Source organism: Arthrobacter sp. KBS0702, from assembly GCF_005937985.2.
In the GTDB taxonomy this organism is placed as follows: domain Bacteria; phylum Actinomycetota; class Actinomycetes; order Actinomycetales; family Micrococcaceae; genus Arthrobacter.
Genome location: NZ_CP042172.1, coordinates 587,523 through 601,591, shown reverse-complemented (window position 1 = coordinate 601,591; position 14,069 = coordinate 587,523). Strand labels below are relative to the sequence as shown.

Here is a 14,069-nt window from a genome sequence, read left to right as displayed (position 1 = left end):
TGGGGGCTCCTCGGTGACGGGGGATGGGACAGGCTGCTAGACACGGTAGATGCTGATGCTGTTGGCCTGGACCACGTCCCGTTCGCCCGAGGAAATGCGGACTCCCTGGCGGCGGTCGTGCAGTTCCGAGGTGGTCAGTCGCAGCTCATAGAGCCGGCCGCCGCCGTCGTCGCTGGGGATGACCGGCAGCGTGACCTTGACGTCCTCGGCGCCGCCGTTGACCACCACCAGGCCGTCCACGCGGCCGTCGTCGGATCCCAGCAGGAGCTGGACCACGCGGTGGCCGGGGTCCTGCCAACGGTCGCCGGACATCGGCTCGCCATGGACGTCGAACCAGTGGAAGTAGGACTGCTGGTCCCGGGCCGGATAGTCGTGCGGCTGACCGGCGAGGAACTCCTTGCGCAGCCGGATCACGCGCTTGGTGCTGCGCAGCATGGAGTGTGATTCTGGCGTGCTGGTCCAGTCGATCCAGGTGATCGGGTTGTCCTGGCAGTAGGCGTTGTTGTTCCCCTGCTGGCTACGGCCGATTTCGTCGCCGGCGGTGATCATCGGGACGCCCTGGGAGATCATCAGCGAGGCCATCAGGTTCCGGCTGGTCTGCGCGCGCCGGGCGAGGACTTCCTCGTCTTCAGTGCGCCCTTCAAAACCGTGGTTGTAGCTGCGGTTGTCTCCGTGGCCGTCGCGGTTCTGTTCGCCGTTCGCCTCGTTGTGCTTGCGGTCGTAGGAGACCAGGTCGGCCAGGGTGAAGCCGTCGTGGGCGGTGATGAGGTTGACGGAGGCCAGCCGGCTCCGTCCCGAGGCCGCGAACAGGCCCGCGGACCCGGACAAGGCGTCCGCCAGCCGCGCCACCGAACCGCCTTGGCCGCCGGCGTCGATCGCGGCCCGGTCTGCCAGCCAGAACGTGCGGACTGCGTCGCGGAAATGGTCGTTCCAGTCCACCCAGCCGGTGGGGAAGCGGCCCGTCTGCCAGCCGCCGTAGCCGACGTCCCAGGGTTCGGCGATGAGCTTCGTCTCGGACAGCACCGGGTCTGCGGCGATGGCGACCAGGAAGGGGTGCCTCGGGTCGAACTCGTTGGCGGCATTGCGGCACAGCGTGACGGCCAGGTCGAAACGGAACCCGTCAATGTGGAACTCGTTCACCCAGTAGCGCAGCGAATCCAGCACCAGCTGGACTACCCGGGGCTCGCCGAAGTTCAGGGAGTTGCCGCAGCCGGTAGTGTCCACATACTTACCGTGGCCGTCGTGACGGTAGTACTCCAGCTCGCCGAGGCCGCGGAAGCTCAGGGTGGGCCAGTCCGCGCCGCCCTCGGCAGTGTGGTTGTAGACGACGTCGAGGATGACTTCGAGCCCGGCTGCGTGCAGGAGCTTGACCATGCCTTTGAACTCGTCCTGCACGGCCTGCGGGCCGGCGTCCTGGGCCGCCTGGGTGGCGTAGCCGGGGTGCGGTGCGAAGAACGCGGCCGTGTTGTAGCCCCAGTAGTTGGTCAGTCCCAGGTCCTGCAGGTGCAGCTCGTCCATGTGGAAGTGCACCGGCAGGAGCTGGATGGCTGTGACGCCGAGCGAGATGAGGTGCTCGACCGTGGCCGGGTGGGCCATCCCGGCGTAAGTGCCCTGGAGATGCTCGGGGATGTCCGGGTGCAGCATCGTCTGGCCGCGGACATGGGCCTCGTAGATGATGGTGTTCCGCCACGGCGTACGCGGCCCGGAGTCGACGCCCCAGTCGAAGTCGCCGGCCATCCGGACGTTGGTGATGAAGCCGTCGCGTTCGTCCACGCCGCGGCCGTACGGATCGAGCAGCAGCGGCTGCTCGCCGTCGTCGTCGAAGTCCATGGCCGGCACGGGGAGGGGAAGGGCATCCTCCGGCGAGGCGCGCAGCCCGTAGCGCGATCCGACCGGCAGCCCTTCGACGATGCCATGGTGCACCCCGTCCGTGACGTTCGGCAGGGTCTTGAGCTGCCAGCTGCCGCCGGGGGCCTGGTAGGCGATGTCCAGGGTGGCGACCCCGGGGGCGTAGACAGCCACATTGGCGAAGGCACCCCGAGGATCGTCCGTCGCCGGGGAACCCGTGCGGGGGACGCTGACGCCGAGCGGAAACGGCCGCGAGGCGTCTACGGTGGTAGCTGGCTCTACTAAGGACTTGACCATCGCTTAAAGCTTAGCCGGGGATGACAAATGGGCGTCGTTTCGATGGCGCACGGCGCGCGCTGTGCGCGGACCGGCCGCGCATACTTGGACTAAGCGCTGAATTGGAGGTAAATGTGCGGGTTGCTATTGCTCAAATCATCACCGGCCGCGAGCTCGACCGGAATCTGGATCTGGTGCGGAATTCCGCCCGGGAGGCCAAAGAAGGCGGCGCGCAGCTGATCGTCTTCCCCGAGGCGACCATGCGCGCGTTCGGCAACTCACTGCTGGACATCGCCGAACCGCTTGACGGCCCGTGGGCCTCGCAGGTCCGAGCCATCGCCGCGGAAGAAGGCATCGTGATCGTCGCGGGAATGTTTACCCCCGGGAGCGGCGGGCAAAAGGTCCGCAATACCCTTCTGGTCACCGGGCTCGGCGTCCACACGAGCTACGACAAGATCCACCTCTACGACGCCTTCGGCTTCGCCGAGTCGGACACCGTGGACGCCGGCACCCAGCCGGTGACGTTCGACGTCGACGGCGTCACCTTCGGCCTGGCCACCTGCTACGACGTCCGGTTCCCGGACCTTTTCACCGAAAACGCGGAGCGCGGCGCCCAGGTCAACATCGTCTGTGCCTCGTGGGGTGCCGGCCCGGGCAAGGTCGAGCAGTGGAAGCTGTTGTCCCGTGCCCGCGCGGCGGACTCCACCACCTTTGTGCTGGCGTGCGGCCAGGGAGATCCTGCCAGCGTTGGTGTCGCGACCAAGGGATCCGCGCCCACCGGCGTGGGGCACTCCGCCGTCGTCTCCCCCTTTGGTGAGGTCCTCCAGGAGCTCGACGGCGCCCCGGGACTGCTCTTCGCCGACCTGGACCCCACCGTTGTCGACGACGCCCGCACCAAACTCCCAGTCCTCGCCAACCGCCACAAGTTTTAGACGACCCTCCCGCACCGCCGGCGGCACGACAAGAAACGCTCCCTCACCAAAGGCGAGGGAGCGTTTGCCGTGCACCCGTCAAAGGTGAGGGAGCGTCCGAGCCGGCGGAAACCACCCACCGCGCCTCTTACTTGGTGGCGCGCTGGCGGGAGATCTCGTAGAGGGAGATGCCGACCGCCATCGAGGCGTTGAGCGATTCCATCGCGGAATCGATCGGGATGGAGACGATCTGGTCGCAGTTTTCGCGGACCAGGCGGCTCAGGCCCTTGCCTTCGGACCCAACGACGATGCAGACCGGTTCGGTGGCCAAGGCGAGGTCCGGCAGCGAGACGTCGCCGTCGCCGTCCAGGCCCAGCACGTAGATGCCCATGTTCTTGAAAGCCTTGAGCGTGCTGTTCAGGTTCGCGGCGCGGGCCACGGGGACGCGGACGGCGGCGCCGGCGCTGGTCTTCCAGGCCGAGGCGGTGACGCCGACGGAGCGGCGTTCCGGCACGATGACGCCGTGGCCGCTGAAGGCGGAGACCGAGCGGATGATCGCGCCGAGGTTGCGCGGGTCGGTGATGCCGTCAAGGGCGACGAAGAGCGGCGCGTTGGCGATGTGGCCCTTCTTCCACCCCTCGATGGTCTCCTCGGCCAGTTCGTACGCGTCCTGGTACTCGTACGGCGGGATCTGGAGCACGAGGCCCTGGTGGATGGCGTCGTCGGTCATCCGGTCCAGCTCGGGCTTGCCGGTCTCGAGCAGCGGGATGCCGCGTTCGGCCGCGAGCTTCAGCGACTCCTTGACGCGGTCGTCCATCTCGATCCGGATCGCGACGTGCAGGGCCTTGGCGGGGATGCCGGCGCGGAGCGCCTCGACCACGGAGTTGCGGCCGGTGACAACCTCCTCGGTGGCACGGCCCTTGGGGCCCGAGCGGGCACCGGCGCCGGCACTGCGCGCACCCGTCCCGCGCTTGGCGGCCGAGCGTTCCGCGAGCTGCTTGCTCTTGTGGGCCTTGTGGTACGGACGGTCTTCCGCCTTGGGAGTGGGGCCCTTGCCCTCAAGGGCCTTGCGGCCGTGGCCGCCGGTCCCGACGGTGGGGCCCTTCTTCATTTTGACCGAGCGGCGACCGTTGTTGGCCATGAGTTTCACCCTTTTAACTACGCGATTCGTTGATAAGTCTGAACTCCAGTCTACTGACTCGAGTTAAATCTTCGACCGCGGGGGCCGCCGTCGGCCCGCTTCGGGCTACCGCGGCGCACGGCGTCAGCCGCGCTTCAGGCTCCAGCTGGCGCCGTCCGCGCCATCCTCGACGACGACGCCGGCAGCCGCCAGCGTGTCCCGGATCGCGTCAGACGCGGCCCAGTCCTTGCCGGCACGGGCCTGCGCGCGGGCCGCGAGCTGGGCTTCGACCAGGACTCCGAGGGCGGTGGTGGCCTGCTCGTCCACTGCCGGGGCCGCCGTGTCGTTGAGACCAAGGACACGCATCATGTCCGTGACGCCCGCCAGGGCCTGCCGGGCATCATCGAGCTGGCCGGCGGTGAGCGAGGTGTTGCCGGCGCGGACGGTGTCGTGCAGGACGGCGAGGGCCTGCGGCACGTTCAGGTCGTCATCCATGGCGGCGGCGAAGGCATCCGGGACGCTGCCATGGCCGGCGTCGGCAGCGCCGGCGTCGGCTCCGGAAAGAGCCCGGGCGGCGCGGCTGATGAAGCCTTCAATCCGCTCCACCGCTGCCGAGGCCTCCTGCAGCGAGGTGGGCTGGTAGTCCAGCACCGAGCGGTAGTGGGCCTGGCCGAGGTAGTAGCGAACCACGCGGGGCGGAGCCAGCTCCAGCATTTCGGCGGGGCTGATGGTGTTGCCGATGGACTTGGACATCTTCTCGCCCGCGTAGGTGACCATGCCGTTGTGCATCCAGAAGTTCGCGAAGCCGTGGCCCGCGGCCTGCGACTGGGCCATCTCGTTCTCGTGGTGCGGGAAGCGCAGGTCCAGGCCACCGCCGTGGATGTCGAATTCGGCCCCAAGGTATTTGGTGACCATCGCGGAGCACTCCAGGTGCCAGCCCGGCCGGCCGGCGCCCCACGGCGAGGCCCAGCTCGCCGTCGTCGGCTCGCCGTCCTTGTGGCCCTTCCAGAGGGCGAAGTCGCGGGGGTCCTTCTTGCCGCGCGGGTCGGCATCCGCCGCGCCCTGCATGTCGTCGATGTTCTGCCGCGTCAGGGAGCCGTACTTGGACCAGGAGCGTACGTCGAAGTAGACGTCGCCGGAGCCGTCGAGGGCAGGGTAGGCGTGGCCGCGGTCGATGAGTTGCTGGATCAGGGCGTGCATCTCGGGAATGTGGCCGGTGGCGCGCGGCTCGTAGGTGGGGCGCGAGACGCCCAAGGCGTCGTAGGCCTTGAGGAATTCCTGCTCGTAGCGGTAGGCCAAGGCCCACCATTCCTCATTCCGGACCGTGCCCGGCTCGGCGGCGAAGTCCGCGGCGAACGACTCCGCGGACTTGGCAAGGATCTTGTCGTCGATGTCGGTGACGTTGCGGACCACCGTGACCCGGTAGTCCCGGTACTGCAGCCAGCGGGTGAGCTGGTCAAAGGCGATCGCGGAGCGGATGTGCCCGACGTGCGGCATTCCCTGCACCGTGGCGCCGCAGTAGTACAGGCTCACATTGCCTGGAACCAGGGGGACGAAGTCGCGGACTTCGGCGGAGGCGGTGTCGTAAAAGCGCAGGGTCACCGCTCCAGATTAGCCGATGCCCTTAGAGCGCAGGTCCGCCGACCTACTTGCAGTGCTGGCCGATCTGGTCCATCTGCTGCCTGAGCTGCGTCAGCTGCTCGGAGGTCTGGATCCCGGTCGAGCTGTTGCCCACCTGCTTCATAATGTCCGCCATCTTCTGGATCGGTTCGGCGACTTCCGGCGCCACCTTGTCCGCGACCTCCTGGTAGTGCTGGCCGATCTGGCCGGCCTTCTCCTTATCGCTCCCCTTGGGGACGAAGGTATCGGTGTTGAGGAACTTGCAGCTTTCCTCGACACTCATCCGGGGCGTGGCCGACGGGGCCGGGGAGCCGGAGCACCCGGCCAGCAGCGTTCCTGCAACAAGGACGACGGCGGGCAGCAGCTTTTTCACGGGAGGTCTCCTGACGGTTCCGGAGGGGGTTGTCCCTTAAGCGTAGGGCAGTTCGCCTGCTCCGGCTCAGCCGGCCGGGTAGACCAGGGCGGTGGCCGTGGCCGCGATGCCTTCGCCGCGGCCGGTGAACCCGAGGCCGTCACTGGTGGTGGCCGAGACACTCACGGGTGCGCCGGCGGCTTCGCTGAGGACCCGCTGGGATTCCTCCCGGCGCGGGCCGAACTTCGGGCGGTTCGCTACGAACTGCACCGCAATGTTGCCGATCTCGAAGCCGCCGGCGCGGACGATCCGGGCCGCTTCGGCAAGCAGCGTGACGCCCGAGGCCCCCGCGTATTCCGGGCGGTCGGTGCCGAAGTGCGTCCCGAGGTCCCCGAGGCCGCTGGCGGAGAAGAGCGCGTCTGCGGCGGCGTGGGCCACCGGGTCGCCGTCGGAATGGCCCGCCAGGCCCCGCTCGCCGTCCCAGTGCAGGCCCCCGAGCCACAGCGGCTGCGGGGCGTGCGCTGGGGCGTAGGCGTGGACGTCGATGCCGATCCCTGTCCGCGGGAGCAGCATCCGGGGCTGCTGGTTTCCGCCCATTTAGCCCTCCACCCAACGCGCGCCGAGCGGGCCTTCAAGGAGACCCTCGGCGAGGATGAGATCCAACGGTGTGGTGATCTTCAGTGACTGACTCGCCCCGCGCACGGCGTACACCGGGACGCCGAGCTGCTCCACCAGCATGGCGTCGTCCGTGACTGCAGCCTCTCGGGCGTTGTCGTATTCCGCCGCAGCCTCGTGGGCCCGCCGCAGGGTGGCGAGGTCGAAGCCTTGCGGGGTCTGGACGGCACGCAGCATTTCCCGGGGCGCGGTGCCGGTGACGACCTCGGGGGCGATGTCGGCGTCGGCGCCCAAGCTGGGGTCCACGGTCTTGATCGTGTCCACGACCGGCATCACGGGGATCACCGCCACCGCACCGGCGGCGAGGGCGGCAGCCACGCGATGGAAGACGGCTTCGGGGGCCAGCGCCCGGGCAGCATCGTGGACGAGGACGGCCTGCATGCCCGGCAAGAGGGCGGACAGCGCGGCCCGCACCGACTCGGCGCGGCTGGAACCGCCGTCGACGACGGTCACAGCCGGCAGCTGCACCCCCTCCCCCGACCCGGCGGTTCGCCGGTGCTCGGCCTGCAGTTCCGCTTCGAAGGCCTCGCACTGGGCTCTCAGTTCCGGGTCACCGGGCGGGATGGCAACGCAGATCTGCCGGGCGATGCCGGCGGCGGCCACGCCGCGCAGGGCGTGGGTGAGGATGCTGTCGCCGCCGAGGGGCACCTTGGCCTTCGGCATGCCGTAGCCCAGGCGCTGGCCGGATCCCGCGGCGACGAGAATGACCGCGGTGACGTCGGCTCTCGATGCAGTGTTCATGCGGACAAGACTACGTCCCGGGGCGAGACATCAGCCCAGGCAGCCCGCAGTTGGGCCGGTTTTTGGGCAAAAAGAAGCCCGGCGGCCGTTACGCCACCGGGGTTCGATTCTTAGTTAGGAAGCCAGGACTTCGTCGAGAACGCTTGCGGCCTTCTCTTCATCAGTCTTCTCAGCCAGTGCCAGTTCTGAAATCAGGATCTGGCGGGCCTTGGCCAGCATGCGCTTCTCCCCTGCGGAGAGACCCCGGTCGTGGTCTCGGCGCCACAGGTCGCGGACGACCTCTGCCACCTTGATGACGTCACCGGAAGCAAGCTTCTCCAGGTTTGCCTTGTAACGACGCGACCAGTTGGTGGGCTCTTCAGTGAACTCGGCCCGCAGCACGTCGAATACGTGCTCCAGGCCTTCCTTGCCCACTACGTCCCGGACCCCAACAAGGTCAACGTTTTCTGCTGGAACTTCAATGGTCAGATCACCCTGAGCCACCTTGAGCTTGAGATACATCTTCTCTTCGCCCTTGACAGTGCGCATCTTGATTTCTTCAATTTTGGCTGCACCGTGGTGAGGGTAAACTACTGTCTCGCCGACCTCAAAAACCATGTGGACATTCCCCTTTCCCGCAGACCAGTTTATCACGATTAAGGCATACAACTGCCATGGATCCTGCTCCGAAACCGCATGAATCCGCGGAAAACAGCCCGAATCGACCCCTTAAACCCCTTGACGAACGCGGATAATAGTGCATTGGGCATCCGCTGCCAAGGGCCTGCTGGTCCGATGGCCGGCTGTCACCGAGTCCGCGTTTGAGCGCCATTGCGGATAGGCTATGGCTGAATAATGTTTCAAGACTCTCAAGGAGTGCGTGACGTGCGTTTCACTGCGATGACTCGGGGCCGGCGCGGCAAGCTGGCAATGGCAACGGCTGCACTTGGCATTGGCCTGCTGTCGGTGACCGGTTGCGGCTACATCAACCCCCAGCAGACCTCCGTGCAGTATTCGGCGTCGGACGGAACCCGGACCGACCTCGGCCCGCTGCAGCTCCGCAACATGATGATCATCTCCGACGGCGAGAGCAAGCCGGGCCGGGTGATCGGTGCCGTGTACAACACCTCGTCCAACGACGTGAAGCTGACCATTAACGGCGCCAGCGGTTCCCAGACCCAGGTCTCGGTCAAGAAAAACTCCTACGTCCTGCTGAACGACAGCACCGACGCGGCGATCCTCAGCACCTCCGGCGGCAAGCCCGGTTCCTTGGTCGAGGTGACCATCCGCGAGGACGGCACCAACGCGGACGCCAAGTTCAAGATGCCGGTCCTGGACGCTTCGATCACCGATTACAAGAAGTACCTGCCGATTGCCGAGCCCACGAGCTCCGGCACGGCCTCCGGAACTGCGACGCCGACGCCGTCGGCCACGACGTCGGCTACGGCAACGGCGACCCCGTCGCCGACCAGCACCCGCTAGCCTCCGGCGCCGCACGCGGCGCGGCGGAACGCACAAAGGAGGGGCACCCACACCGGGTGCCCCTCCTTTGTGCATTAAGCGCCCGGCCGGCGCCGGCCGGCTAGGGCTCGAACTTGTAGCCCAGCCCGCGGACGGTGATCAGGTACCGCGGCGCGGAGGGGTCCGGTTCGATCTTGCTGCGCAGCCGCTTGACGTGCACGTCCAGGGTCTTGGTGTCGCCCACGTAGTCGGAGCCCCAGACCCGGTCGATCAGCTGCCCCCGGGTCAGCACCCGGCCGGAGTTGCGCAGCAGCATCTCGAGCAACTCGAATTCCTTCAGCGGCAGCGACACCTGGTCGCCCTGGACGCTGACGACGTGCCGCTCGATGTCCATCCGGACCGGGCCGGCCTGGACGGTGCTGGAGACCAGCTCCTCGGGCTCGCCGTGGCGGCGCAGCACGGCCCGGACCCGGGCCACCAGCTCCCGCGAGGAATAGGGCTTGGTGACGTAGTCGTCGGCACCGAGTTCCAGCCCCACCACCTTGTCGATTTCAGCGTCCTTGGCGGTCAGCATGATCACCGGGACGGAGGAGCGCTGGCGCAGCTGGCGGCACACCTCGGTCCCGGACTGCCCGGGCAACTGCAGGTCCAGGAGGACCAGGTCGGCGCCGTTGCGGTCGAATTCGGTGATGGCGTCGAGGCCGTTGTCCACGACTTCCACCTCGAATCCTTCCTTGCCCAGCAGGTAAGAGAGGGGGTCACTGAACGATTCCTCGTCCTCGACAATAAGAATCCGGCTCAAGCGCTAGCTCCTTGTTCATGGACGCCGGCGGCGTCGCGTCGTTCTGGTCGTGCGGTGTGCGAGGTCCGGCGGGGATCCGTCGCGGGCTGGTCCTGGCCCTCCATCTCGGGAAGGCGGATGGTGAAGGTGGAGCCCTGTCCGGGCTGGGACCAGAGCGTCACCTCGCCGCCGTGGTTGGCCATCACGTGCTTGACGATGCTGAGGCCCAGTCCGGTGCCCCCGGTGTGGCGGGAGCGGGCGGAGTCCACGCGGTAGAAGCGTTCAAAGACGCGCTCCTGGTCCTCGGCACTGAGTCCCTCGCCCTGGTCCGTCACGGAGACCGCCACCAGGCCGTCCCGGGCGCGCACACCGACGCCCACCCTGGTGTTCTCCGGTGAATACCGGATGGCGTTGTCGATCAGGTTCCGCAGCGCCGTGACCAGCAGGTCCTGGTCGCCATAGACCATCGCGTTGGTCCGGCCGCCCACCACAATCTCGATGTTCTTGCTCTCGGCGGGGAGCTGGGACCGGTCCACGGCCTCGGCGACGACGGTGTTGATGTCCACAGGGTGCGCCTGCTGGGCCACATTGGCCCCCTGCAGCCGGGAAAGTTCGATGATGTCCTGCACGAGGGCGGCCAACCGGGTGGATTCCTTGTGCATGCGCTTGGCGAACCGGCGGACGGCTTCCTCGTCGTCGGGCGAGGCTTCCAGCGCCTCGGCCAGCAGCGAGATGGCGCCGACGGGGGTCTTCAGCTCGTGCGAGACGTTCGCCACGAAGTCGTTGCGGATTTCCTCGGTGCGGGTGATCTCGGTGCGGTCGTCCGCAAGCAGCAGGATATATTCCTCGCCGAGCATGGCCGCGCGGACCTGCACCACGATAGTTCCCTGGCCCAGCGGGCCGCGGGGCAGTTCAAGCTGCTTCTCGAGGATCACGCCGTCGCGCCGGACCTTGGCCGTCATTTCCAGCAACTGCTGGTGCACCACGGTGTGCCCCCGCACGAGGCCGTACGCGTAGGCGGCGGGGCTGGCCCGCACCACGCCGTCGATCGCGTCAACCACGACGAACGCTCGGCCGACGACGGCGAGCACCTCCGCGGCGCCGTCCGGAAGCGAGGGGTCGCCGGTCTCCACGTCGCTGATTTTGCGCTGCTGCTCACTGACCCGGAAGGCGAGCACGCCGAAGATGCCGAGCGACAGGCCGACCAGGCCCGCGATCACACCGATGAGCATTGGATCCACGGCTCCAGCTTATGCTCTGCGCCCCGCCGGAAATCGAAAACTTGTGCGATTGGGGGGCTGGTTCAGCTAACGTTCACCTATTGAGGCGTAACAGTTCACCGGAGAGTGGAAGGGTGGCAGGTTGAACGCCGCTACGGTGAAACGAAACGGACCGGCCACAGCGTGCCCGGCCATGTTTCCGAGGAAAGGACGCACCCGTGCGTAAGGTTTTTCAGGAAGAGCTCGCCCAGGTGGGCGAGCAGCTCGTCGAAATTTCGAAGCTGGTCAGCGAGGCCTTCGAGAAGGCAACGACGGCCTTCGAGGGTGCCGACATCGACCTTGCCGAGGACGTCATCGCGGCCGACGCCCGGATCGATTTCCTGCAGAACAGCCTCGACGAGCGTGCCATCGACATCCTCGCCCTGCAGGGCCCCGTGGCCAGCGACCTGCGAATGATCGTGGGTTCGTTGCGGATGAGCGCCTCGCTGGAGCGGATGGGCGACCTCGCCCGGCACATCGCCCAGCTCGCCCGCCTGCGCTACCCGGCAAACGTTATCCCGGAGCCGCTGCAGGAGACCTTTAAGAGCTTCGCCAAGTTCGACCTCGAGATCGCCGAGAAGCTCACCGTGCTGCTGGAGACGCGGGACCTTGAGGTTGCCCGCGACATCCTCAAGGCCAACAGCGCCGTCAACGACCTGCACCTGAGCGTCTTCAAGTCGATCGCGCGCAGCGACTGGACCGAATCCGCGGCCACCACCGTCGACGTTGCCCTGGCGAGCCGCTACTTTGAGCGTTTTGCCGACCACGGCGTCTCCGTCGCGCAGAAGGTCACCTACCTGGTCACCGGCGCCTGGCACCCGAACAGCATCGAACACAGCTGACGCCTCCGCCGTTTCCACGGCAGACAGTACGACGGCGGCCGGTCACCTTGGGGGTGACCGGCCGCCGTCGTTGTCTCCGGGGTGCGGAAGGTGCTACTTCTTGCCCTGGTTCGCCACTGCCTTGATGGACTCCGCGGCGGCTTCCGGGTCGAGGTAGGTGCCGCCCGGGTTCAGCGGTTTGAAGTTTTCGTCCAGTTCGTACACGAGCGGGATGCCGGTGGGGATGTTCAGCCCGGCGATGTCCTCGTCGCTGATGCCGTCAAGGTGCTTGACCAGCGCACGCAGGGAGTTGCCGTGGGCCGTGACCAAGACGGTCTTCCCGGCCCTGAGGTCCTCCTTGATCTCCGATTCCCAGTAGGGCAGCAGCCGGACCAGGACGTCCTTGAGGCACTCGGTGCGCGGCATGGCGTCGCCGAGATCCTTGTAGCGCGGGTCCCCCACCTGCGAAAACTCGGAGTCGTCCGCGAGGGGCGGCGGCGGGGTGTCGTACGAGCGGCGCCAGGTCATGAACTGCTCCTCGCCGTATTCGGCCAGGGTCTGGGCCTTGTCCTTGCCCTGCAGCGCGCCGTAGTGGCGTTCGTTGAGGCGCCAGTCGCGCTTGACGTCGATCCAGCCGCGGTCCGCTTTCTCCAGCGCGAGGTTCGCGGTGTTGATGGCCCGCTTCAGGCGCGAGGTGTAGAGGATGTCCGGGAGGATGTTGTTCTCCACCAGCAGCTCGCCACCGCGCACCGCCTCGGCCCGGCCCTGGTCGTTCAGGTCAACGTCCACCCAGCCGGTGAACAGGTTCTTGGCGTTCCATTCGCTGTGGCCGTGGCGCAGCAGAATCAGCTTGTAAGTCATGCTTTTCATCCTAACCGAGCGCCCGCGCGCCGTGCCCTGCGTTACACCGCAGCGGGAACACCACTACGCGGGGATAGGGTTGGCGTGTGGTGCAGAAGGCTGAGCGGGTGGCGTCCCCCCGGAACCAGGGTGGGACCCGGACTGGACGGCCGGTGGGGAACGTGACTCGCGGGACCACCAACCCCAACCGGATGCGGCGGGTCGACCGCTGGCTCACCGGCCCGCAGGCCTGGCGCCTGCGAAGCGCGGAGGATCCGCTCGTCGTCGACCTCGGCTACGGCGCGTCCCCGGCCACCGCCGTCGAACTCTTCGAACGCCTCTCCGCCCTCCGGGCCGACGTCCGCGTGGTCGGAATCGAGATCGAACCGGAGCGGGTCCGGCAGGCAAAGGCGCTGGAACGCCCCGGGCTGAGCTTCCAACTGGGCGGTTTCGAACTCCCGATGCCGGTCCGTCCGGTGCTGGTGCGGGCGTTCAACGTGCTGCGGCAATACGAGGAGGTGGACGTCCCGGCCATCTGGCGGCTGGTGCAGGGCCGGCTGGCCCCCGGCGGCCTGTTTATCGACGGCACCTGCGACGAGATCGGACGCCGGGTCACGTGGGTGGCGCTCGACGCCGACCGTCCCCTCAGCCTGGGGCTGTCCATGCGCTTCGGCGCTTTCGAGCTGCCCTCGGAGATCGCCGAACGGCTGCCCAAGGCGCTCATCCACCGGAACCTGCCGGGTGAAAGAATTCATTCCTACCTGCAGGCGCTGGACAAGGCCTGGCTGGAGGCGGCGCCGCTGGCTTCGTTCGGGAACCGGCAGCGCTGGACGGCCATGTGCCGGGCACTGCGCGCCGGCGGCTGGCCCGTGCAGGATGGCCCGGCGCGGTGGCGCCTCGGCGAGCTGACCGTGGACTGGGATGCCGTGGCCCCGGAAGGCTAAGAGCTTAGGGAGCCGGTGGTGGGGCCACGCCGGCAGGGTTCCCTGGGCGAGCTTGCGAGCTTAGGGAGCCGGTGGTGGGGATTACCAGGGCCCGTAGGGCCCCATGTTCCTGCTGCCGCCGCGGCCGACGTCCTTCACCGCGGGGCGGACGTCGGCGAGATAGACGGAGGCTGCCGTCACGGCCGCGAGCCCGAAGAGCCCCAGCGGGCCGAAGAACCCTCCGCCGCCGCCAACGATGGACAGCAGGCCGATGGCCAGGGCGCCGCCGGTCAGCGCGAGCCAGAAGGTCTTGGTCCGCTTGGACACCGCCTCGAAGGCGTTGGCCTTGTGCCGCAGGCAGTCGAAGAACGCCCACACCTCAAGGCCCAGGGCCACGAGGGCAAGGAGGAAATAGATTCCCCTGTCGGCAATTTCAATCAGCGCTCTTCCGTCCATGCCCCC

The 14,069-nt window shown here is 67.6% G+C and carries 15 protein-coding genes; 4 read left to right on the top strand and 11 right to left on the bottom strand.

The genetic code is table 11. The features are described 5' to 3' along the window. Positions 1 to 36: 36 nt before the first annotated feature. Positions 37 to 2,145, bottom strand: a complete 2,109-nt coding sequence (gene glgX, locus FFF93_RS02865; protein WP_138767412.1) for a glycogen debranching protein GlgX — start codon at positions 2,143 to 2,145, stop codon at positions 37 to 39. Positions 2,146 to 2,258: 113 nt separating this feature from the next. Here glgX and FFF93_RS02860 point away from each other — a divergent pair, with 113 nt between their 5' ends. Next, positions 2,259 to 3,056, top strand: coding sequence for a carbon-nitrogen hydrolase family protein (locus tag FFF93_RS02860; protein WP_138767413.1), 798 nt, complete (start codon positions 2,259 to 2,261; stop codon positions 3,054 to 3,056). Positions 3,057 to 3,183: 127 nt separating this feature from the next. On the opposite strand, the gene rlmB is transcribed toward FFF93_RS02860, so the two are convergent. From rlmB to FFF93_RS02830, 6 genes are all read right to left on the bottom strand, one after another. Then, positions 3,184 to 4,176 (bottom strand): 23S rRNA (guanosine(2251)-2'-O)-methyltransferase RlmB, encoded by a 993-nt coding sequence (rlmB, locus tag FFF93_RS02855; protein WP_138767414.1) that lies wholly within the window; start codon positions 4,174 to 4,176, stop codon positions 3,184 to 3,186. Between the two features lie 123 nt (positions 4,177 to 4,299). Then, on the bottom strand, positions 4,300 to 5,757 hold the full coding sequence (cysS, locus tag FFF93_RS02850) for a cysteine--tRNA ligase (protein ID WP_138767415.1): 1,458 nt from the start codon (positions 5,755 to 5,757) through the stop codon (positions 4,300 to 4,302). A gap of 43 nt (positions 5,758 to 5,800) precedes the next feature. Then, complete coding sequence (locus tag FFF93_RS02845) at positions 5,801 to 6,148, bottom strand: hypothetical protein (RefSeq protein WP_138767416.1); 348 nt, start codon at positions 6,146 to 6,148, stop codon at positions 5,801 to 5,803. Between the two features lie 66 nt (positions 6,149 to 6,214). Then, entirely contained in the window at positions 6,215 to 6,700 is a 486-nt protein-coding gene (gene ispF, locus FFF93_RS02840) for a 2-C-methyl-D-erythritol 2,4-cyclodiphosphate synthase (protein ID WP_138770241.1), read from the bottom strand. Between the two features lie 24 nt (positions 6,701 to 6,724). After that, positions 6,725 to 7,543: a 2-C-methyl-D-erythritol 4-phosphate cytidylyltransferase gene (ispD, locus tag FFF93_RS02835; protein WP_138767417.1), complete on the bottom strand. Its 819-nt coding sequence runs from the start codon at positions 7,541 to 7,543 to the stop codon at positions 6,725 to 6,727. A 114-nt stretch (positions 7,544 to 7,657) separates the two neighbouring features. Beyond that, positions 7,658 to 8,140, bottom strand: a complete 483-nt coding sequence (locus FFF93_RS02830; RefSeq protein ID WP_026266570.1) for a CarD family transcriptional regulator — start codon at positions 8,138 to 8,140, stop codon at positions 7,658 to 7,660. Between the two features lie 267 nt (positions 8,141 to 8,407). On the opposite strand from FFF93_RS02830, the gene FFF93_RS02825 reads away from it, so the two are divergent. Beyond that, positions 8,408 to 9,004 (top strand): hypothetical protein, encoded by a 597-nt coding sequence (locus FFF93_RS02825; protein WP_395858408.1) that lies wholly within the window; start codon positions 8,408 to 8,410, stop codon positions 9,002 to 9,004. A 100-nt stretch (positions 9,005 to 9,104) separates the two neighbouring features. Here the strand turns inward: FFF93_RS02825 and FFF93_RS02820 are convergent, their stop codons facing one another. Together FFF93_RS02820 and FFF93_RS02815 are read right to left on the bottom strand one after the other, a co-directional pair. Next, the gene (locus FFF93_RS02820) at positions 9,105 to 9,785 is read right to left on the bottom strand and encodes a response regulator transcription factor (RefSeq protein WP_138767418.1); all 681 of its coding nucleotides are present in this window, start codon (positions 9,783 to 9,785) and stop codon (positions 9,105 to 9,107) included. Beyond that, positions 9,782 to 10,996: a cell wall metabolism sensor histidine kinase WalK gene (locus FFF93_RS02815; protein ID WP_138770243.1), complete on the bottom strand. Its 1,215-nt coding sequence runs from the start codon at positions 10,994 to 10,996 to the stop codon at positions 9,782 to 9,784. Before FFF93_RS02815 ends, FFF93_RS02820 begins: the two co-directional genes overlap by 4 nt. Positions 10,997 to 11,202: 206 nt before the next feature. Here FFF93_RS02815 and phoU point away from each other — a divergent pair, with 206 nt between their 5' ends. After that, positions 11,203 to 11,865, top strand: a complete 663-nt coding sequence (phoU, locus tag FFF93_RS02810) for a phosphate signaling complex protein PhoU (protein ID WP_138767419.1) — start codon at positions 11,203 to 11,205, stop codon at positions 11,863 to 11,865. Positions 11,866 to 11,958: 93 nt separating this feature from the next. Here the strand turns inward: phoU and FFF93_RS02805 are convergent, their stop codons facing one another. Next, positions 11,959 to 12,705, bottom strand: a complete 747-nt coding sequence (locus FFF93_RS02805; protein WP_138767420.1) for a phosphoglyceromutase — start codon at positions 12,703 to 12,705, stop codon at positions 11,959 to 11,961. An 86-nt stretch (positions 12,706 to 12,791) separates the two neighbouring features. Here FFF93_RS02805 and FFF93_RS02800 point away from each other — a divergent pair, with 86 nt between their 5' ends. After that, complete coding sequence (locus FFF93_RS02800; RefSeq protein WP_186372215.1) at positions 12,792 to 13,628, top strand: class I SAM-dependent methyltransferase; 837 nt, start codon at positions 12,792 to 12,794, stop codon at positions 13,626 to 13,628. Between the two features lie 81 nt (positions 13,629 to 13,709). Here the strand turns inward: FFF93_RS02800 and FFF93_RS02795 are convergent, their stop codons facing one another. Beyond that, the gene (locus tag FFF93_RS02795; RefSeq protein WP_138767421.1) at positions 13,710 to 14,063 is read right to left on the bottom strand and encodes a DUF2516 family protein; all 354 of its coding nucleotides are present in this window, start codon (positions 14,061 to 14,063) and stop codon (positions 13,710 to 13,712) included. Between the last annotated feature and the right edge of the window lie 6 nt (positions 14,064 to 14,069).

What these genes read in the sequence shown, in the direction of transcription:
- glgX (WP_138767412.1), bottom strand. Translation starts at nt 2,145, where the DNA reads ATGGTCAAGTCCTTAGTAGAGCCAGCTACCACCGTAGACGCCTCGCGG.
- rlmB (WP_138767414.1), bottom strand. Translation starts at nt 4,176, where the DNA reads ATGGCCAACAACGGTCGCCGCTCGGTCAAAATGAAGAAGGGCCCCACC.
- ispF (WP_138770241.1), bottom strand. Translation starts at nt 6,700, where the DNA reads ATGCTGCTCCCGCGGACAGGGATCGGCATCGACGTCCACGCCTACGCC.
- ispD (WP_138767417.1), bottom strand. Translation starts at nt 7,543, where the DNA reads ATGAACACTGCATCGAGAGCCGACGTCACCGCGGTCATTCTCGTCGCC.
- FFF93_RS02830 (WP_026266570.1), bottom strand. Translation starts at nt 8,140, where the DNA reads ATGGTTTTTGAGGTCGGCGAGACAGTAGTTTACCCTCACCACGGTGCA.
- FFF93_RS02815 (WP_138770243.1), bottom strand. Translation starts at nt 10,996, where the DNA reads ATGCTCATCGGTGTGATCGCGGGCCTGGTCGGCCTGTCGCTCGGCATC.
- FFF93_RS02805 (WP_138767420.1), bottom strand. Translation starts at nt 12,705, where the DNA reads ATGACTTACAAGCTGATTCTGCTGCGCCACGGCCACAGCGAATGGAAC.
- FFF93_RS02795 (WP_138767421.1), bottom strand. Translation starts at nt 14,063, where the DNA reads ATGGACGGAAGAGCGCTGATTGAAATTGCCGACAGGGGAATCTATTTC.